Source organism: Nitrospirillum guaranorum, from assembly GCF_034653275.1.
Taxonomy (GTDB): domain Bacteria; phylum Pseudomonadota; class Alphaproteobacteria; order Azospirillales; family Azospirillaceae; genus Nitrospirillum.
This window is the reverse complement of sequence record NZ_JAYEES010000003.1, coordinates 1,157,637-1,176,823: the sequence shown is the minus strand read 5'-3', so window position 1 is coordinate 1,176,823 and position 19,187 is coordinate 1,157,637. Positions and strand designations below refer to the sequence as shown.

The following is a 19,187-nucleotide window of genomic DNA, read 5'->3' as shown; positions in this document are numbered from 1 at the left end:
TCCGGTGCCTTGGCGGATCTCCATGTCCCGCCCTCAATGCACTACAGTGGTATTACCATCCGCAAACGCACCATAGCCGGGCGACCGTTCGCCAGCGTACGCATCCCCATTTGCAAAAATGAATTAACAAATTATCCGTTTGTTATATTATGTCGGCCAAAATGTATAAGAGATGGGCTGTGAACCGATATGCATGATCCGGGTCGCATTCGCCTGAGGTCCCCCGCGCCTCCTAGACCGGTTGCAGGCGCCTTTCGGACGCCGCCAAGCCCGATTTCACCGGGCTAACGCCCCCCCCGTATTTCTCCGCGATTGATATCCGCAGCGGCGCGCCTTCCGCCGCTGGGCCTGTCCTTGACACCGAAATCCATGTTTTAGGAGCATTTCGCACCATGCGCACCGCCACCCCGACCCGTTCCAAGGCCCTGCTGCTCGGCGCCTCCGTCCTGGCGCTCGCCACATCGTGGCACCATCCGGCGCGTGCGGACATCAACGTCACCGGCACGTCTGCGGCCGTGACCATCACTTCCGGCAATTTGACGAACAGCGGCACCATCAGCACCAGCACGTTCATCGCGGCGGTCAACGCCTCCGGCTCAGTGGGGATGATCGCCAACACCGGCGTCATCAAGCTGACTGGGCATTTTCCAGGGTTTTACGGCGTTGGCATAACCATCCATGGCGCCACCATCGCTGGCTCCTACCAACCCGCCACGATTGGACTGCTGAGCAACGGCGCGGGCGCCAGCATTCTGGGAAGCGGGGAAGCTTCGGGCATCCAGATCAGTGGCGCCACCATCGGCACCATTGCGAACAATGGCACCATCAAGAGCTCTTCCTTATATGGCTGGGGATCGGCCATCACCGGCGCGGCCCAGCTCTTGGCTGACTCGGGCTTACAGACCGTCACCGTCGGCACGCTGACCAACAGCGCCAGCGGCGTAATCGACGGCGGGATCAACTTCACGGGCAGCACGATAGGTACCCTGGTCAATTCGGGCCAGATCATCGCACAAGCCGGCTTTGGCAGCGCCCCGATCATCGTTGGCAGCGCCACACTTTATTCGTCCTCTTTCAATGGATCGATTTACACGACACAGTCGGTCGTGGCCCCTGGGGGAATCGGCGCCATCATGAACAATGCCGGCGGCACCATCGCCGGGGACATCTCGGTCCGTGGGGGTGGGAGCACGATCGGCATTATCGACAATGCGGGCCTGATCACCGGCTCCATCACGGGGACGCAGGCCACAATCGGCGGCCTTCACAATGAGGTGGGTGGAAGTCTGGCAGGGGTCAGTCTGACCGGAGGCAGTATCGGCAGCTTGATTAACGGCGGCACGATCACACCAGCCCCCAACACCTATGTTTACGGCGGCGTCGTCAATCTGGGCGCGAGCAGCGTTTACATCGGCTCCGTCCTGGCCATAACCCCCAGCACTATCGGTACGATCAACAACCAGGCCGGTGCCACCATCGCCGGCGGCCTGTACGCGCAAGGCGCGACGATCGGAACGTTCACCAACGCGGGCGGCATTGGCGGGGGCGTCAATCTCGGCGCGTACATCAACTACGGGTCCAACACGACCGTGCTGCCCAGCAGTATCGGCACCATCAACAACCAGGCCGGCGGCACCATCTCGGGGGGCCTGGCCGCCAAAGCGTCCTCCATCGGCACGTTCAACAACGCCGGCCTGATCAGCGGCGGCGTCAACCTGGGCGCCGCGAGCCCCTCCACCTATTCCAGCAACGGGACGGGCTACAGCTATGTCTCCGGCGCGGTGACCTCCACCATCGGCCAGTTGACCAACGCGGCCGGCGCCACGATCACTGGCGGTAGCGGTGCCGGTCTGATGGCGACCGGCGCCTCCATCGGCACGCTCACCAACGCCGGCATGATCCAGGGCAGCGTGAATCTCAGCGGGGCCAGCACCTCCACTTTCAGCTCCAACGGGACGACGTATAGCAGCACGTATTCCAGCGTGGACTCCACCATCGGCACGCTGATCAACAAGGCCAACGCCAGCATCACCGGTGGTGTCTACATCGGCGGCACAGTGGGAACGTTCGACAATGCGGGCTTGATCGGCTCCATCGGCACCTACTCCTACAACTCCTATGGCCTGTACCTTGCCGGCAACTCCACGGCCAGTGTCATCACGAACGAGGCGGGTGGCACCCTCACCGGTTGGGTCGGTCTGAGCCTGAACGGTACGGATGTCGGGACACTGAGCAACAGCGGCCTTATCACGATCCGGAACGACGCCGCCATCACCGGCGGCCTCAGGTCGTCTTACAACACTGCGACGTCGAGTTATGAGTATTCGGCGGCCAGCATCGGCACCCTGTCCAATGCGGCCGGCGGCACCATCCAGGGTTACTACGGCGGCATCCAGTATCAGGGCACCATTGGAACGCTGATCAATAATGGCCTGATCGCCGCCACGCTAGGCAGCAGCAGCAGCGGCATCTCGATCAGCGGGAGCTCATTTTACACGTACGACGCCGTTCACGGCACCTATGGGATCAACTACGTCGCTGCGCAGATCACCGCCCTGACCAACAGCGCCTCCGGAACGATCACGGGCGCCACGGGGGTCCAACTGACAGGCGCCAGCCACATCGGCATGCTTAGCAACGATGGCTTGATCCAAGGATCGACCAACGGCGGCGTCGAGATTGGGTCTTACTATTACGGTCCCGGCTCCATCACACCGGCCCTTGATACTCTGATCAACGGGGCCACGGGCACCATTGCCGGGGGCTACGGAGGCGTCTTTGTCTCGTCGGGAACGCTGTCCACCCTGGTCAATCGTGGTTTGATCACGGGCACGCAAGGGGCGGTCGTCGCCAGCAATTTCAGCGCCTACCCGACCATCGCGCCCTCCATTGGCCAAATCACCAACCTCGGAACCCTGAGCGCCACCGGTTCTACGCTAGCCTCCTCGATTTCCGGGACGGCCGTCATTTTTAGCGGTGTCAATGTCGGTACCCTTTCCAATAGCGGCCTGGTTTCGGGGGCGATGGCCCTTTATGCGTTCGGCACGACGCTGAACAACAGCGTGGCGGTGGGCACCGTCGGCCTGGTTGACAATCTGGCGGCCGGCTCGCTTATCGGCACCGGCTCTCAAGCGGCCGTCATGCTTAACGGGCCGGTTGATACCCTGCGGAACGCTGGGCTGATCGCCGACCAGGGCACCTCCACCCTCGCCTCCGCCGTCGCCGTGCTCGGCGGCACCCTGGGCACCCTGCTCAATCTGGCGGCTGGCACCATCACAGCGCCGGGCGCCGGCCTGCAGGTCTTGGGCACCGTTGGCGCCGTGGATAACGAGGGCGTTATCCACGGTGGCATCGCCGCGGTCAGTCTGGGCCAGACGTCCACCTATTCCAGCACTGCGGCTACTCATTCCGGAAGCATTGGAACGCTCATCAATAACGGCGTCCTTGGTGGTGGCGTGAATGGCGTTCAGGTGGCGGGCCGGATCGACACGCTGGCCAACAGCGGCACTATCACCGGCGGAACAGGAGACGGCGTCCACAACATCGGCTCGGTAACGTCCTCCACCATCATTTATAACTATCTGCCTAACAGCTTCTACTGGGGCTACACCACCATCAGCACGGTGAGCAGCCGAGGCGGCACCATCGGCACGCTGACCAATGTTGGGCTGGTCACCGGTGGCCAAAGCGGCATCGTCAATGGCATGACGGGGACGAGCACCCTGTCCACCGTGACATCCACGTTTTATGGCGGCCCACAGACGGTGGTCAGTTCGGTGGTCAGCACCACCGGTCCCGTCGGCGGCACCATCGGCACGCTGCTGAACCGTGGCACCATTCTGGGCGCGGCCGGGGCTGGCATCGACAACGGCGCGGCGACGGCGGTCATCGGCACCCTAGCCAACAGCGGGCTGATCCAGGGCGGCCAGACGGGCCTCATCAACGCCGGCACCATCGGCACCCTGACCAACAGCGGCACCATCACCGGCGCCGTGGCGGCCATCCGTGACAGCGGCACGCTGGGCCCGGTCACCAACACCGGCGTCATCGCCGGCGACGTCATCCACACCGCCGCGTCCGACCTGTCCATCACCGGCGGCAGCGGCACGGTGTTCGGCACCCTGACGGGCGTCAATGGCGCCCGTGGCACCTTGTCCAGCGCCGCCGGCAATGTGACGCTGGCCGGCAACCTGGTGCTGAACGACAGTGTCAGCATCGCCGGCCACACCCTGGTGGAGAATGGCGGCAGCCTGGTGCTGACGGCCCCCACCACCATCACCGGTACCTATGCCCAGGCGGGCGGGACGCTGACGGCCATGGCGGCCGGCGGCACCGTGGGCGGCCTGCAGGTTAGCGGCACCGCCAGCATCAGCGGCGCCACCGTGGTGCTGACCTCGCAATACGCCTACGGCCTGACCAGCGGCGCGACCTACACCATCGTGGCGGCCGGTGACGCCGCCTCCAGCTACGCCAGCGTGACCGCGCTGGCGCCCGGCTACAGTTCCACCACCGTCACCAGCACGGTGGTCGGCGGCCAGACCGACCTGATCGTCAGCGTGGGCAACAGTCGCCTGACGGCCGGTGGCAGTGCCACCATCGCTGGCGGCGCCGGGACCCTGGACCAGATGACGGGCGGCGCCCTGGCCATCACCGGCGGCACGCCGACGGTGGGTAGCATCAGCGGCGGCACCATCGCCCTGGCCGGCGGCAGCGCCACCTTGGGCACCATCAGCGGCGGCACGCTGACGCAAGGTGTCGGTTCCACCATCGCCGGCACCACGGCGGTACAGGTCCAGGGCGGCAGCCTGAACCTGGGCGGCACCGTGCAGGCACCCCTGGCCGTCAACGGCGGCCTGGTGGCCCTGAACGGCACCGCCTCCGGCCCCGTCACCGTGGGCAGCGGCGGCACCTTGCGCGGGTCGGGCGTCATCACCGGGGCGGCCACCGTGGCCGGTGTGCTGCGCCCCGGCAACTCGCCCGGTACCCTGACCTTCACCAACGGCCTGACGCAAGGCGCGCAGTCGGTGCTGTCCATCGATATCGATGGCACGGGCACCGGCAAGGGGGTCGGCAACTACTCGCGCGTCCTGGTCACGGGCGGCAGCTACGTCATCGGCTCCGGCGCCGTGCTGCAGCCAAACCTGCGCGGCATGACCGGCAGCGCCAGCAACACCTACACCCCCGGGCTGGGCACGGACTTCACCATCGTGCAGGCGGCGGGCGGCGTGACCGGCACCTTCGCCGGCATCACCCAGCCGGCGTCGGGCCTATTGGCCGGCACGCGGTTCACGGCGCTGTACGGCAGCAACGCCATCGACCTGTACGTGACCCCCACCTACGGCAGCTTGGCCAGCCTGGGGGCCAGCGCCAACCAGCAGACCATGGGCCGCGTGGTGGCGGGGCTGACCGGGGCTGGTAACGCCGACCTCGGCACCGTGCTGAAGGCCCTCTACGGCCTGCCCACGGTGGGCGCGTCGCTGGACGCCCTGGCCCAGATCGGCGGCAGCAGCCAGGCCAACATTGTGGCCTACAGCCTGAACCGAGGCCTGGCGGCGACCCAGGTGCTGGGCCAGCGCCTGGCGGCGGTGCGCGACGGCGTGGCGGGCGGCATGCAGGGCACGATGCAGGCCCAGCTGGTGGGTCGCACCCTCTACACCAGCATGGCCAGCGGCGGCGACGCCCTGCCGGTGGAGGACGGGCGCGGGGCGGCGGCCGGCTCGGCGCCGGAGGAGGGCTGGCACTTCTGGGCCCAGGGCCTGGGGGCGTTCACTCGGGTGGACAGCGACGGCAACGCCGCCGGCGGCCACAGCAACACCGGCGGCGGCCTGTTCGGCGGCGACCGCACGGTGGCCCCGGGGGTGACCGTGGGCCTGGCCGGCGTGCTGCTGCAAAGCACCTCGGGCGGGTCCAACGAGACCAGCAGCTACGGCCTGTCGGCCTATGGCAACGTGGATCTCGGCGACGGCCTGTTCGTGACCGGCAACGCCGGCTACACCTACGACCAGTACGACACGGCGCGGACCATGGGCTTCGGCGGCCTCAGCCGCACCGCCTTCGGCCACACGACCGGGGACGAGCTGTCGGCGGGTGTCACGGCCGGGTACCGGGTGCGGGTGTCCAACCTGACGCTGGAGCCGCAGGCCGGCATCCAGTGGCTGAAGGTGGGCCGCGACGGCTTCACCGAGACGGGCGCCGGGGCGCTGGACCTGGTGCTGCAGGACCTGGACGCCACGGCGCTGCAGAGCAACGTGGGCGGCCGCGCCTCGGCCAGCTGGAAGACGGACGGCGGCACCGTGATCACGCCGGCCATCCGCGCGGCCTGGCTGCACGACTTCCGCGACCGGGCCCTGACCAGCCAGGCCGCGCTTGCCGGCACCACCTTCGCCGTCACCGGTCCCGGCACCGGCGCCAACGCGCTGGGCATCGGCGGCGGGCTGACCCTGCAGGAAGGCAACAACCTGAACCTCTACGCCAACTACGACGGCACGCTGCGCCGGCACGAGACCGACCACGTCTTCACCGCCGGCTTCCGTCTCAGCTGGTGAGACGGGGTTAGGCCTCGCACAGGACAACGGCCCGGTGGGAAACTGCCGGGCCGTTGCCATATCTTGGAGGCACAACGGCGAGGGAAACGGACATGAGCGAGGCGTTCGTCTGCAGTGTTTGCGGCCAGACCCATGAGGGCCTGCCCACCCAGTGGGCCTGGAAGCTGCCCGATGCGGTCTGGGCCATTCCCGAGGGCGACCGTGAGGGCGCCGCCGATTTCACCGAGGACGTCTGCGCCTATGACGGGCGCTTCTTCATCCGTTGCGTCCTGCCCATCCCCTTCACCCACCAGGCGGACTTCTTCGGCTGGGGCGTGTGGGCGGAGGTCGGACGGTCGATCTTCCTGCGCTATCTGGACTTGTATGAGGCGGACGGTAGCGGGGAACCGCCGCTGCCCGGCACGCTGGCCAACGTCATCGACCTCTACGCCGCGCCGCTGGGACAACCGGTGCTGATCCAGTTCGGCACCGCCAGCGAGCGGCCCATGCTGAAGCTGGCCAACGACGACATGTCGCCGCTGGCGCGGGAACAACGGACCGGCATGGGTGCCGACCGCCATCATGAGATCCTGAAGTCGCTCGGAGTGGTCTAACCGCGCCAGTCGTCGCGCAGGATACCGTACAGCACATGGTCGGCCCAGCGGCCGTCGATGCGCAGATAGCCCCGGGCATAGCCCTCGCGCACGAAGCCCACCTTTTCCAGCAGGCCCTGGCTGGGCTGGTTGGTGGGCAGGCAGGCGGCCTCCACCCGGTGCAGGCCCAGTTGGCCGAAAGCGAAGCCCAGGCTGGCCTTCGCCGCCTCGCTGGTATAGCCGCGGCGGGCGTAGGGCTTGCCCACCCAATACCCCATGGTGGCCATCTGGGCCACGCCCCGGCGCACGTTGGACAGGCCGATGCCGCCCACCAGGCGGTCGCTGGAGCGTTCGAAGATCAGGAAGCTGTAGGCCTCGTCATTGCGCCATTCCGCCGTATGCCGGCGCACCCGGCGCAGGAAGGAGGAGCGCAACAGGGCATCGGCCGGCCAAGTGGGTTCCCACGGGGCCAGGAAGTCCCGGCTGCGTTCCCGCAAATCGGCCCATTCCCGCCAATCCTTGACCTGGGCCGGACGCAGGTAGACCTGCGGCCCGTCCAGGCGGACGGCCGGTGTGCTCAGGATATCGGCATGCAACAGCCGTATCACCGCCTTCAGCCCCTCCCTACCCCCATCGCCGCCGTCCCCACCGTTACCGGCTTCAGTGGCCCAGCCGGGCCAGGATGCGGTCGTACAATTCCAAACCGGCCAGCGGCCCCAGGGCCGTCACCACCGGCACGCTGTCCAACAGACGGCGGGCGCACCGTTCCACGGCATCCACGTCCACCGCGTTCACGCGGGCCAGCATCTCCGCCACCGGGACGGGGCGGCCGTGGATCAGCATCTGCTGCCCCACCTGCTCGCACCGCGCCATGCTGCTTTCCAAGGCCATGACCAGGCTGGACTTCAGCTGGGCGCGGGCGCGCGCCACTTCATCCTCGCGAATGCTGCCCACCAGGTTGGCGACCTCGCCACAGACCACGGGCACCAGTTCCGCCACCTGCTCCGGCCCCGTGCCGGCATAGATGCCGAACAGGCCCGTCTCCGCGAAGTGGCTGGCGAAGCTGTAGATGCTGTAGACCAGCCCCCGCTTCTCCCGCACCTCCTGGAACAGGCGGGACGACATGCCGCCGCCCAGAAGGGTGGACAGCACCTGGGTCGCGTAGTTGTCTTCGTGGTGGACGCCCACCGCCTCGAAGCCCAGCACGACATGGGTTTGTTCCAGGTCGCGCTCGTCACGGAAATCGCCGCCCTGATAACTGGCCTTTTCCTGCGTCCAGTCCCGATGCTCCGGCAGGGCGCCGAACATCTCGGCCGCCATGTCCACCATGCGGGCGTGCTCGATGCGGCCGGACGCCGCCACCACCATGGCGGGGCCGGAATAGTGCCCCTGGACGTAGGCGGTCAGGTCGTCGCGGCTGAGCCTTTCCACGATCTCCGGCAGGCCCAGCACCGGGCGGCCCAGCGCCTGGCCGGGGAAGGCCGTGGCCTGGAAATGGTCGAAGATGATGTCGTCGGGCGTGTCCTCGGCCTGGCCGATCTCCTGCAGGACGACCGTGCGCTCCTTGGCCAGCTCATCGGCGTCCAGGCTGGCGTGCTGCACCATGTCCGCCACGATGTCCAGGGCCAGGCCCGCGTCCTCCTTCAGCACCTTGCCGTAGTAGGCCGTGTGCTCCCGCGTGGTGTAGGCGTTCAGGTGGCCGCCCACATCCTCGATCTGCTGGCTGATCTGATAGGCGTCGCGCTTGGGCGTGCCCTTGAACAGCATGTGTTCCACCAGATGGGCGACGCCGTTGACCTCGGGCGCCTCGTCCCGGGTGCCGACGCCGACCCAGACGCCCAGCGACACCGTCTCCACCCCGGCCATGCTGTCGGTGACGACGCGCAGGCCGTTGTCCAGCGTGGTGACCTGGATTCCCCAATTCGTGTCCATGGCGCCGTCGCTCATCGGGTGCCCCCCGTGACGCGGGATTTGGATCGCACGAAGGCTTTGACCGCCTCGACGTCGTTCGGCAGCACGGACACCCGTTCCTCCCGCTCATAAAGGTCGGCCAGATGGCGGGGCAGCGGCGGGTGCACGCCGGTGGCGGCCTTGACCGCGTCCGGAAACTTGGCCGGATGGGCGCAGGCCAGCGACACCAGCGGCACGTTGGCCGGCACGGTGCCGGCGGCCCGCGCCTGGGCGGCCGCGTGCACGCCCACGGCCGTGTGCGGGTCCAGCAGATAGCCCGTGGTCTCGAACACCCTGCGCATGGTTTCCGCCGTCTCATGCTCATCGGCGCGGAAGCCGTCGAACAGGCCCCGCGCCTCGGCCAACTGGCGCTCATCCACCGTGAAGCGGCCGCTGGCGGCGAAGCCGTCCATCACGCCCGTCACGGCGGCGCCGTCACGGCCCAGCAGGTCGAACAGCAGGCGCTCGAAGTTGCTGGACACCTGGATGTCCATGCTGGGGCTGATGGTGGGGACCACGCCGTTGGTGGCCATGGTGCCGGACTGGAAGAAGCGGGTCAGGATGTCGTTGCTGTTGGTGCCCACCACCAGGCGCTGGATGGGCAGGCCGATGGCCCGGGCGCCATAGGCGGCATAGACGTTGCCGAAGTTGCCGGTGGGGACGGAGAAGGCCACCGGCCGGTCCGGCGCGCCGAGCGCCACGCCCGCCGCGACGTAGTACACCACCTGGGCCAGGATGCGGGCCCAGTTGATGGAATTGACGGCGGAGATGTTCAGCTCATCCCGATAGGACTGGTCATTGAACAGGGCCTTCACGATGGCCTGGCAGTCGTCGAAGGTGCCCTCCAGCGCCACGTTGTGCACGTTGGGCGACAGCACCGTGGTCATCTGCCGGCGCTGCACCTCGGAGGTGCGGCCCTTGGGGTGCAGGATGACGATGTCCACCAGCTCACGATCCCGGCAGGCCTCAATGGCGGCGGAACCGGTGTCGCCGGAGGTGGCGCCCACCACGGTGATGCGGCGGCCGCGCTTGGCCAGCACATGGTCGAACAGGCGGCCCAGCAGCTGCAACGCCACATCCTTGAAGGCCAGGGTGGGGCCATGGAACAGCTCCAGCACCCAGTCCTCCTGCCCCAGCTGGGTCAAGGGGGTGACGGCGGCGTGGGCGAAGCTGCCATAGGCGTCGTGCACCAGGGCGCGCAGCTCATCCTGGGATATGGCGCCGCCCATGAAGGGGGCCATCACGCGGGTGGCCAGCTCGCCATAGCTGAGGCCGCGCAGGGCGCGCAAGGCGCCGGCGTCGAAGGCCGGCCAGGCAGCCGGCACATACAGGCCGCCGTCACGGGCCAAGCCCGCCAGTAGCGCATCCTCAAAGCCCAAGGCCGGCGCCCGGCCCCGCGTGCTGATATAATCCACCCTAGGCATCCATCCCTTGGCTCAACGCGAACCCCTACAGTAGCCAGTGGCGCCAAGGTCCCGCAAGCCCGCCAGCCCCCCATGGAAACATGGGTGATTCGCATGGGAAGACCAGCGGACTGTCAAGGCCCCGGCGGGGCGTTGCAGGACATTCGATTTTCCCGGAAATGACACTTGGAAACCGGCTTCGGTTGCGCTGCAATAGAACGACGGCCGGGGCTTGGCGCCGCCGTTCAATAGCAACATTCCCCGACAGGTCGGACCGGACGAAGCATCGCTCCGGAGCGCCGTGGGGTCTTCGAGATGGGGCGTTCCGCGGCACCATGGGGCTGATTCACGCGATCATGCTGGCCGGCACCCTGGCGGTGGTGGCGGGCCTGATCATCCTGGTTCTGGGCAAGTTGGGCGAGGCGGCGGTGGAACGCCAGCCGGACTTCCGTCATGCCCTCAGCCGCCTGCCCCTGGGTGCCCAGATCGAGAATCGGCTGGAAGGGCGCGAGGCGGAGCTGCGCGCCGAGTTGACGACCCTGCAGGGCGCCTTGGGCGAAGTGCGGCGCCGCCGCTATGCCCTGGACAAGGACCTGGAGGATGCGCGCCGCAGCGCCCAGGCCCCCGTGCGCGTGGTGGGGCGTGAGGATGCCGGCCTGAACCGCTTCGTCGCATGGATGGTCAACCGCCTGGTGCAGCAGGCCCAGGGCGACACCAGGACCGCCGTGGCGCTGGACCCGGAATGGGCCGGCCCGCAGATGATCGAAGTGTGGTCGGAGAACCTGGCCGACGCCCGCCGCGACCTGCAGCGCTATTTTCCCGCCCCCCTGGGCTATGTGCTGCTGAGCATCCAGCTGGCCAATAGCGGCAAGGCCGACGCGGTCGCGCAGAAGGAGAGCACGGCATGATCGCCTTGATGCTGACCCTGCTGGCCGTGGTGGTCACCGCGGGCCTGACCGGGGAACGCGCCTGGACACGCGTCAGCGAGGCCAAGGCCCGCCGCCGCCAGGCCCTCAACCGTCGGCGGGAACAAAGCCAGCGCATCCGCCGCCTGGCGCGCGCCACCTATAGCCTGAAGCAGCAACGCCGCCACATCCAGCTGACCATGGAGACCTTGCAGGACGAATGCGCGCGGCTGGAGCAGGACATCAAGCGCATCTCCCGCCCGGAAAACCGCATCTTCGTGCTGGAGGAACGCCGCAACCCCGCCGACGCGGCCTGGATCGCCACGGTGGAGGTGGGCGGCACCGTCGCCGACAGCGCCCTGCCGGCCGCCGTGCCGTGGCAGCGCCGCCGCTTCCTGCTATGGGCCGGCGACGATGAGGGCGCGCGGGCCCGCCTGGAACGCCGCTTCCCCCATGGCAGCGGCTTCCGGGTCACCCAGCTGATGCTGCGCCCCAGCCACGCCGCGGCACCGGCGACCGGCAGCACCGGCGGGCTGGAGACCCGGGCGGAGAAAGCGGCCCGGCTGGCGGCCAGTTGATTTGTTCCTAAGGCGCCGGCGGCGCACGGTCGGGGAAGGATCACCCCCCTTCCGGTTTTCCCGGACCTGACGGGTACCGCAGCCGCGCCGATTTAATCCGTCTCCACCCGGCTGAAGCGCAGGTAGGCGATGACGGCCAGGGCCACGGCCAGGCAGTACCAGGTGATGGCGTACTGCAGGTGGTCATTGGGGATGGTGACGCGGGTCTGGCCGCCCACGGGGAAGCCGCCGGGGTTGGGTGTGGCGCCGGCCTCCACCACCACCGGCTCCGGCACCTCGGTCCCCGCCTTGGCCGCCATGGCGGGCAGGTCGTACCACAGCCAGAAATTGTCATTCACCAGGTTGTCCGGCTGCATCCAGCCGCGCGGCGGGGGCACGCGGGCCACGCCCTCCACGGTCACCTCGCCCTCCAGTTGGCCTTCGGGGCGGCGCGACGGATCCTTGCCCTGGGTGGGAACCCAGCCGCGGTCGACCAGCACCACGCCGCCGCCGTCCGTCCGCACTAAGGGCGTGACGACGTCGTAGCCGGGGGCGCCCTTCAGCGAGCGGGCACCCAGGTACAGCTCGTGATCGTTCAGGAAATGGCCGGTGACCCGCACGCGGCGGTAATCCCAGACCTTGGGATCATCGATCTTGGCCGGCAGCTCGGCCGGGGCGGCCGCCATCTGCTGCTGGATGTGGTCCAGGATGCCCTGCTTCCAGAACAGGCGCTGCACCTGCCAGGTGCCCAGGCCCGCCATGAACAGGATGGCGCCGCCAGCCACCAAGCCGCCCCAGAAGGTGGGCCGGAAACGCCGGCGCCCCTTCGACACGGGGCCCGGGGCGGAAACGGTGGAAGAAGAAGTCATGCGCCGGAATTCCTATCGCTGTCGGGGCCGCCCGCTTCAGGGGCGTTGTTCCCAGGGATCGCGTCATCCTCGCCGAACTCGGCCCGGCGGTAGCGGTACTGCAGGGCGAACACCACGCCCTTGGCCGGGCGCAGCAGGCCCAGCGTGCCGCCCAGGATGACCACGCCCCAGACCAGGGCCGTCAGCCATAGGGGCCAGTCCACCCGCATGGACACCAACAGCGCGACGGGCACGATGACGAAGCCCAGGATGAAGATCAGGAAGACGGCCGGGCCATCGCCGCTGTCGCCCCGGGCCAGGTCCAGGCCGCAGACGGGGCAGCGCTCCGCCACGGTGAGGAAACCCACGAACAAATCGCCCCGACCGCAGCGGGGGCACTTGCAGCGCAAGCCCGCCAGGATCGGGGCGACGGTGGAGGCATCAGATTCCAAGGTTCATTTCCGTCAGGAACGGAAGGACGGTCCCGGCGTCAGTGCGGGATCACGCCGCGCGGCGTGGAACCCCACCAGTAGATGCTGACGAACAGGAACAGCCAGACCACGTCCACGAAGTGCCAGTACCAAGCCGCGGCCTCGAAGCCGAAGTGGCTCTTGGGCGTGAAATGGCCGGCGCGGGTGCGGAAGAAACAGACGATCAGGAAGATCGTTCCGACGATGACATGGAAGCCGTGGAAACCGGTCGCCATGAAGAAGGCCGAGGTGTAGGCGTTCTGGGCGAAGCCGAATTCGGCGTGCATGTACTCGTAAGCCTGGAAGCAGGTGAACAGCAGGCCCAGCAGGATGGTGAAACCCAGGGCCCTGGCCGCTTCCTTGTTGCGGCCCTCGACCAGCGCATGGTGCGCCCAGGTGACCGTGGTGCCCGACAGCAGCAGGATGACGGTCATCAGGATGGGCATGTCGAAGGGGTTGACCGGCTCGATCCCCTTGGGCGGCCATACGCCACCGTTGGCGGCCACGCGGCCGATCTGCTGCGCCTCGTTGAAGTAGATGCTGGTGTCGAAGAAGGCCCAGAAGAAGGCGACGAAGAACATCACCTCGGACGCGATGAACAGCGTCATGCCGTAGCGCAGGCCGATCTTCACCACCGGGGAGTGCAGCTTGCGCACCACCGATTCGCCGATGACGTCGCGCCACCAGGCGAACATGACGCCGAGCACGCCCAGGAAGCCGACGATGGCCAGGATCCAGCCATGGCCATGCATGCCCAGCACGGCGCCGCTGGTCAGGAGGCCCGCCGCGACGGAAGCGACCAAGGGCCACGGGCTGGGGTCCACCAGGTGGTAGGGCTGCTTTATGCCCTCAGAATTTCCGGGAGCGGAGTTAGCCTGGACATCAGCCATGTTCTTGTTTCCCTCGGATCAAAACAACGCGGTGGTCGTCAGATAACGGCGGACATTGCCGCCCCGGTCCTTATTCGTGCCCTCCCTGATCCCCCGCGCGGGGGGACTGGACACTCCCTTGGTAAACGTTCCTGCCCCGCCCGTCCAGAGGTTGTGCGGCTTCGAAGCCATTGCCCGGGTACGCTTTAGCCGCCCGGGCGCGCTTTGGCGGGCTGATCCTGCACGGCCGCCGCCGTCTGGTCGGCCGCCAGGAAGAAGGTGTAGGACAGGGTGATGGTGGCCACATCCTTCATGTGTGGGTCGTCGGCCAGCGAGGGGTCGACGAAGAAGGTCACGGGCATGTCCAGTTCCTGCCCCGGCTCCAGCCGCTGGCGGGTGAAGCAGAAGCACTGGATCTTGTTGAAATAAATCCCGGCCTTGTCGGGCGTGACGTTGAAGGTGGCGGTGCCCACCAGCGCCTTGTCCGACAGGTTCTTGGCGTGGTAGCGGATTTCCCGCACCTCCCCCAACTTGACCTGCACCGAATTCTGGAGCGGGCGGAATCGCCAAGGCAATTCGCGGTTCACTTCGGCATCGAAACGAACGGTGACGGTGCGGTCGATCACCCGGTCGGCGCCCTTTTCCGCCACCTGCGTGGTGCCGCCGAAGCCGGTGGCCTTGCAGAACACCTGGTAAAGCGGCACGGCGGCGAAGCTGAGTCCCACCATGCCGGCCACGATGGTCAGCGCGCCCACCAGCATGCGCCGGTTGCGCCGGGCCAGGTCGGGCCGCGCGGGCGGGGTCTGGGCCATCAAACTCTGGGGGGAATCGGGACCTGGGGTGTCAGCCAACCTGTCGCCTCCCTGGCGTTGACGACGCCCTTCCGGTGGACGGCCGTCCTCGCGCGCCGATGGCGGGTTCGCCCCCGCCTGATTTATGAGGAAGAAGGATTACTGGCCTTGCGCGTGCAGCCCCATGCGCACGATGGCCACGACATAGATCAATGCCACGAAACCCAGCAGCGAGAAGAATAGCGCCAAGTTCTTGCCACGCTGGCGGCGCGCCCGCTCCGCCGCGTCGAGGACGGGCTCAGTCGCGGAGGAGGTGCCAGCGGGGGTGCCGGTGGGATTGACGGTGTTGGCCATGCGGTCAGGGTTCCTATGCGGAGGGGCCCTCTCAAGCGAGAGCCTCAGGCCACCAGCTTCTCACCGATCAGGATGGCGAGCAGCAGGAAAAGGTAGAGGATGGAATAGGCGAACATCTGCTTGGCGGCGCGGTGGGTCTTGTCCAGCATGACCCGCACGGCGCAGAGGATGAACAGCAGGCTGAGCACCGTGGCGCCCACCAGGTAAGCCATGCCGCCCACACCGAACCAGTGGGGGGCGATGGCGATGGGCAGCAGCAGCAGGGTGTAGACCAGCATCTGGCGCTTGGTGGCGGCCTCGCCCGCCACCACGGGCAGCATGGGCACGCCGGCGCGGCTGTAATCGCCGCTGCGGAACAGGGCCAGCGCCCAGAAGTGCGGCGGCGTCCAGAAGAAGATGAGGCAGAACAGCAGCACCGGGCCGATGCTGACGTCGCCGGTCACCGCCGCCCAGCCGATCATGGGCGGAAAGGCGCCGGCCGCCCCGCCGATGACGATGTTCTGCGGCGTGCGGCGCTTCAGCCACATGGTGTAGACGAAGACGTAGAAGGCGTTGGCCACGCCCAGGATGGCGGCGGCCACCCAGTTGACCGCCAGGCCCATCAGCAGGACCGAGGCGACGGACAGCACGACGCCGAAGGCCAGCGCCTCATCCGGGTTGACCTTGCCCTGGGGGATGGGCCGGCCGCGGGTCCGCTCCATGACGGCGTCGATGTCGCGGTCGTACCACATGTTGATGGCGCCGGCGGCGCCGGCGCCCACGGCGATGCACAACAGGGCCACCACCGCCAGGACCGGGTGCAAAGTGCCGGGCGCCACCACCAGGCCGGCCAAGCCGCTGAAAACCACGAGCGACATGACCCGGGGCTTCAGCAGGGCGATGTAATCGGCCACGCCGCCCGGCAGGCTGGCGGCCTGGGCGGGAGCGGTCTGGCCTTCGAAGGCGGTATCGGTCATCTGTCTTCGCATCTCATCCGACGTCGTCGGCTCCATGCGGGGAACCGATGACGTCTTTAATCAGGCAAAACCGCGCGGGAAGCCACCCCTCCCGCGCGGTCGTCGCCTATGCACCCGGTGCCACCCTCAGCACCTTACTTGATGCGGGGCAGAACCTCGAACTGGTGGAACGGCGGCGGGCTGGACAGCGTCCACTCCAGCGTCGTCTCACCGGTGTTCCAGTAGTCGGCGCCGACGCGCCGGCCGAACATCAGGGTATAAAGGGCCATCACGACGAAGAACAAGGTGGAGCCGAAGGAAATGTAGGCCCCGATGGAGGAGATCTGGTTCCACATGTGGAACGCGTCCGGATAGTCCGGGATGCGGCGCGGCATGCCCTGCAGGCCCAGGAAGTGCTGGGGGAAGAAAATCAGGTTAACGCCGATGAAGGTGGTCCAGAAGTGCAGGTGGGCCGCCCATTCCGGATGCTCCCGGCCCGACATCTTGCCGATCCAGTAGTAGTAGCCGGCGAAGATGGCGAACACGGCGCCCAGGCTCAGCACGTAATGGAAGTGCGCGATGACGTAGTAGGTGTCGTGCAGCATCACGTCCAGGCCGCCGTTGGCCAGCACCACGCCGGTGACGCCGCCCACGGTGAACAGGAAGATGAAGCCGATGGCCCAGACCATGGGCGGCTTGAACTCGATGGAACCGCCCCACATGGTCGCGATCCACGAGAAGATCTTAACGCCCGTGGGCACGGCGATGATCATGGTCGCCGCGGTGAAGTAGGCGCGGGTGTCGACGTCCAGGCCCACGGTGAACATGTGGTGCGCCCAGACGATGAAGCCGACCACGCCGATGGCGACCATGGCGTAGGCCATGCCCAGGTAGCCGAACACCGGCTTGCGCGAGAAGGTGGAGACGATCTGGCTGATGATGCCGAAGGCCGGCAGGATCATGATGTACACTTCGGGATGGCCGAAGAACCAGAACAGGTGCTGGAACAGCAGCGGGTCGCCGCCGCCGGCCGGGTCGAAGAAGTGGGTGCCGAAGTTGCGATCGGCCAGCAGCATGGTGATGGCGCCGCCCAGCACGGGCACGGCCAGCAGCAGCAGGAAGGCGGTCACCAGCATCGACCACACGAACAGCGGCATCTTGTGCAGGGTCATGCCCGGCGCCCGCATGTTGAAGATGGTGGTGATGAAGTTGGCGGCACCCAGGATGGAGGAAGCGCCCGCCAGGTGCAGGGCGAAGATGCCCATGTCGACCGAGGGGCCGCTGTGGCCCACGGTGGAGGACAGCGGCGGGTAGATGGTCCAGCCGGTGCCGGCGCCGGGCCCGATCAGCGAGGACGAGACCAGCAGCAAGAAGGCCGGGACCAGCAGCCAGAAGCTGATGTTGTTCAGGCGCGGAAACGCCATGTCCGGCGCGCCGATCATCAGCGGCACGAACCAGTTGCCGAAGCCGCCGATGACGGCGGGCATGACCACGAAGAACACCATGATCAGGCCGTGGGCGGTGATCAGCACGTTCCACTGCTGGCCGATGTCGGCCGACAGGTGGTTCAGGATCTGGATGCCCGGCTCCTGCAGTTCCATGCGCATGATCACCGAGATGGCGCCGCCGATGAGGCCGGCGATCACGGAGAAGATGAGGTAGAGCGTGCCGATGTCCTTGTGGTTGGTCGAGAACAACCACCGCTTCACGAACCCGGGCTTATGGTCGTGATGCGCGTCGTGAGCCGTATCGTGGGCTGCGTGCGCCATAATTCCAGTTCCCCTCGTTTAATCTCAGGCGGGGTTAAATGTCAGACGGGGCCGGTTCAGCGCGCGGCGCCATTGTCCGTCGCCAGGGCGGTCTTGGTGGCCCCTTTCGCTGCTTCGAGAGACGCGAGGAATTCGCGGCCCGCGTCGATGCCGGCGGTCTTGGTCTTCTCGGCCCAGGCCTTGTAGTCCTCCTTGCTGACGGCATGGACGACGATGGGCATGAAGCCGTGGTTGGTGCCGCAGATCAGGGTGCACTGGCCGTAGAAGGTGCCTTCGGTGCTGGCCTGCAGCCAGGTCTCGTTGATGCGGCCGGGCACGGCGTGCAGCTGCACGCCCAGCGAGGGCACGTACCAGGAGTGGATGACGTCGGCGCCGGTCAGCAGCAGGCGGACGGGCGTGCCCACGGGCACCACCATCTCGTTGTCCACCGTCAGCAGGCGGGGCTGGCCCGGCTTCAGGTCGCCGTCGGAGACGATGTTGCTGTCGAAGGAGATGTCGTTGTTGTCCGGGTATTCGTAGGACCAATACCACTGGTGGCCGGTGATCTTCACCGTCATCTCGGGATTGGGCGTGCGGTCGCCGTAGTACAGGACGCGGAAGGACGGCACGGCCACGATCACCAGGATCAGCACCGGCACCACGGTCCACGCCACCTCCAGCAGGGTGTGGTGGCTGGTCTTGGACGGGACGGGGTTCGCGCGCTTGTTGAAGCGCACCATGACCGTCAGCAGCAGCAGCGACACGAAGGCGACGATGCCGATGATGATGTAGAGCAGCAGGTTGTGGAAATTCTCCAGCTGCACCGCCACGGGCGAGTAGGCATGCTGCATGCCCAGCTTGCCCGCCTCGGGCATGCTCACCACCGGGTCGGCCAGCGCCACCGAAGCGCGCCCCGCCAGGGCCGTCAAAAGGGCCGCGAAGGCGGCGGCGTTCTTGCGTACGGACATCCCTTACCACTCTCTCGTTGCCGGGGACGCGCGACACGTCCCACCCGAAGATTGTCCTGGTGACCCACGCCGGCCCCGCACGCCCCCTGTTCAGGCGCCGCACCGAACGCGGGATGCCGTCCCATCCTCCCGTTTATTATGGGGGCCCGTCCTTGATCGACCTGCCCCCCTCCCCCACCTCCCGTTGCGGCGGGACGAAGCGGCGACGGCGTCGGCTATCGGGGCACCTGTCCGGGAGTTTAGACCCAGCATCGCAAGCGCCCCCGATGGTT

General features: G+C 67.3%; 15 protein-coding genes. 4 read left to right on the top strand and 11 right to left on the bottom strand.

The window, feature by feature from the left end:
- Positions 1-392 precede the first annotated feature (392 nt).
- Both UAJ10_RS14275 and UAJ10_RS14270 read left to right on the top strand, forming a co-directional pair.
- On the top strand, positions 393-6,545 hold the full coding sequence (locus tag UAJ10_RS14275) for an autotransporter domain-containing protein (RefSeq protein WP_322915961.1): 6,153 nt from the start codon (positions 393-395) through the stop codon (positions 6,543-6,545).
- A gap of 92 nt (positions 6,546-6,637) precedes the next feature.
- Positions 6,638-7,138, top strand: coding sequence for a DUF2199 domain-containing protein (locus tag UAJ10_RS14270; RefSeq protein ID WP_322915960.1), 501 nt, complete (start codon positions 6,638-6,640; stop codon positions 7,136-7,138).
- Here UAJ10_RS14270 and UAJ10_RS14265 read toward each other — a convergent pair.
- The 3 genes from UAJ10_RS14265 to thrC are packed head-to-tail and all read right to left on the bottom strand — an operon-like array spanning position 7,135 to position 10,482.
- Positions 7,135-7,725, bottom strand: coding sequence for a GNAT family N-acetyltransferase (locus tag UAJ10_RS14265; RefSeq protein WP_322915959.1), 591 nt, complete (start codon positions 7,723-7,725; stop codon positions 7,135-7,137). The two genes, UAJ10_RS14270 and UAJ10_RS14265, sit on opposite strands and share 4 nt — an antisense overlap.
- Before the next feature lie 52 nt (positions 7,726-7,777).
- A complete protein-coding gene (locus UAJ10_RS14260; protein WP_322915958.1) occupies positions 7,778-9,064 on the bottom strand; it encodes a M16 family metallopeptidase in 1,287 nt (428 codons plus the stop codon).
- Complete coding sequence (gene thrC / locus UAJ10_RS14255; protein ID WP_322915957.1) at positions 9,061-10,482, bottom strand: threonine synthase; 1,422 nt, start codon at positions 10,480-10,482, stop codon at positions 9,061-9,063. The genes UAJ10_RS14260 and thrC overlap by 4 nt, the downstream gene beginning before the upstream one ends.
- A 323-nt stretch (positions 10,483-10,805) precedes the next feature.
- Here thrC and UAJ10_RS14250 point away from each other — a divergent pair, with 323 nt between their 5' ends.
- Together UAJ10_RS14250 and UAJ10_RS14245 are read left to right on the top strand one after the other, a co-directional pair.
- Complete coding sequence (locus UAJ10_RS14250; RefSeq protein ID WP_322915956.1) at positions 10,806-11,378, top strand: hypothetical protein; 573 nt, start codon at positions 10,806-10,808, stop codon at positions 11,376-11,378.
- Positions 11,375-11,953 carry a hypothetical protein gene (locus tag UAJ10_RS14245; RefSeq protein WP_322915955.1) on the top strand — a complete coding sequence of 193 codons (579 nt, stop codon included), beginning with the start codon at positions 11,375-11,377 and terminating at the stop codon, positions 11,951-11,953. Before UAJ10_RS14250 ends, UAJ10_RS14245 begins: the two co-directional genes overlap by 4 nt.
- 92 nt (positions 11,954-12,045) lie before the next feature.
- On the opposite strand, the gene UAJ10_RS14240 is transcribed toward UAJ10_RS14245, so the two are convergent.
- From UAJ10_RS14240 to coxB, 8 genes are all read right to left on the bottom strand, one after another.
- Complete coding sequence (locus UAJ10_RS14240) at positions 12,046-12,801, bottom strand: SURF1 family protein (protein WP_322915954.1); 756 nt, start codon at positions 12,799-12,801, stop codon at positions 12,046-12,048.
- Positions 12,798-13,232, bottom strand: coding sequence for a DUF983 domain-containing protein (locus UAJ10_RS14235; RefSeq protein WP_322915953.1), 435 nt, complete (start codon positions 13,230-13,232; stop codon positions 12,798-12,800). The genes UAJ10_RS14240 and UAJ10_RS14235 overlap by 4 nt, the downstream gene beginning before the upstream one ends.
- A gap of 38 nt (positions 13,233-13,270) precedes the next feature.
- Positions 13,271-14,140, bottom strand: coding sequence for a cytochrome c oxidase subunit 3 (locus UAJ10_RS14230; protein ID WP_040845183.1), 870 nt, complete (start codon positions 14,138-14,140; stop codon positions 13,271-13,273).
- Positions 14,141-14,325: 185 nt separating this feature from the next.
- Positions 14,326-14,931, bottom strand: coding sequence for a cytochrome c oxidase assembly protein (locus UAJ10_RS14225; RefSeq protein WP_322915952.1), 606 nt, complete (start codon positions 14,929-14,931; stop codon positions 14,326-14,328).
- A gap of 138 nt (positions 14,932-15,069) precedes the next feature.
- Positions 15,070-15,264, bottom strand: coding sequence for a hypothetical protein (locus UAJ10_RS14220; RefSeq protein WP_322915951.1), 195 nt, complete (start codon positions 15,262-15,264; stop codon positions 15,070-15,072).
- 44 nt (positions 15,265-15,308) lie between these two features.
- A complete protein-coding gene (gene cyoE / locus UAJ10_RS14215; RefSeq protein WP_322915950.1) occupies positions 15,309-16,220 on the bottom strand; it encodes a heme o synthase in 912 nt (303 codons plus the stop codon).
- A 134-nt stretch (positions 16,221-16,354) separates the two neighbouring features.
- Positions 16,355-17,968 (bottom strand): cytochrome c oxidase subunit I, encoded by a 1,614-nt coding sequence (gene ctaD, locus UAJ10_RS14210; protein ID WP_145611338.1) that lies wholly within the window; start codon positions 17,966-17,968, stop codon positions 16,355-16,357.
- 56 nt (positions 17,969-18,024) lie between these two features.
- On the bottom strand, positions 18,025-18,915 hold the full coding sequence (coxB, locus tag UAJ10_RS14205; RefSeq protein WP_322915949.1) for a cytochrome c oxidase subunit II: 891 nt from the start codon (positions 18,913-18,915) through the stop codon (positions 18,025-18,027).
- Between the last annotated feature and the right edge of the window lie 272 nt (positions 18,916-19,187).

Excerpts from the sequence above, each read along its gene's own strand:
- UAJ10_RS14260 (WP_322915958.1), bottom strand. The coding sequence starts at position 9,064 with ATGAGCGACGGCGCCATGGACACGAATTGGGGAATCCAGGTCACCACG.
- ctaD (WP_145611338.1), bottom strand. The coding sequence starts at position 17,968 with ATGGCGCACGCAGCCCACGATACGGCTCACGACGCGCATCACGACCAT.
- UAJ10_RS14240 (WP_322915954.1), bottom strand. The coding sequence starts at position 12,801 with ATGACTTCTTCTTCCACCGTTTCCGCCCCGGGCCCCGTGTCGAAGGGG.
- coxB (WP_322915949.1), bottom strand. The coding sequence starts at position 18,915 with ATGTCCGTACGCAAGAACGCCGCCGCCTTCGCGGCCCTTTTGACGGCC.
- UAJ10_RS14270 (WP_322915960.1), top strand. The coding sequence starts at position 6,638 with ATGAGCGAGGCGTTCGTCTGCAGTGTTTGCGGCCAGACCCATGAGGGC.
- UAJ10_RS14220 (WP_322915951.1), bottom strand. The coding sequence starts at position 15,264 with ATGGCCAACACCGTCAATCCCACCGGCACCCCCGCTGGCACCTCCTCC.
- cyoE (WP_322915950.1), bottom strand. The coding sequence starts at position 16,220 with ATGACCGATACCGCCTTCGAAGGCCAGACCGCTCCCGCCCAGGCCGCC.
- UAJ10_RS14250 (WP_322915956.1), top strand. The coding sequence starts at position 10,806 with ATGGGGCTGATTCACGCGATCATGCTGGCCGGCACCCTGGCGGTGGTG.
- UAJ10_RS14230 (WP_040845183.1), bottom strand. The coding sequence starts at position 14,140 with ATGGCTGATGTCCAGGCTAACTCCGCTCCCGGAAATTCTGAGGGCATA.
- UAJ10_RS14275 (WP_322915961.1), top strand. The coding sequence starts at position 393 with ATGCGCACCGCCACCCCGACCCGTTCCAAGGCCCTGCTGCTCGGCGCC.
- UAJ10_RS14225 (WP_322915952.1), bottom strand. The coding sequence starts at position 14,931 with ATGGCCCAGACCCCGCCCGCGCGGCCCGACCTGGCCCGGCGCAACCGG.
- UAJ10_RS14245 (WP_322915955.1), top strand. The coding sequence starts at position 11,375 with ATGATCGCCTTGATGCTGACCCTGCTGGCCGTGGTGGTCACCGCGGGC.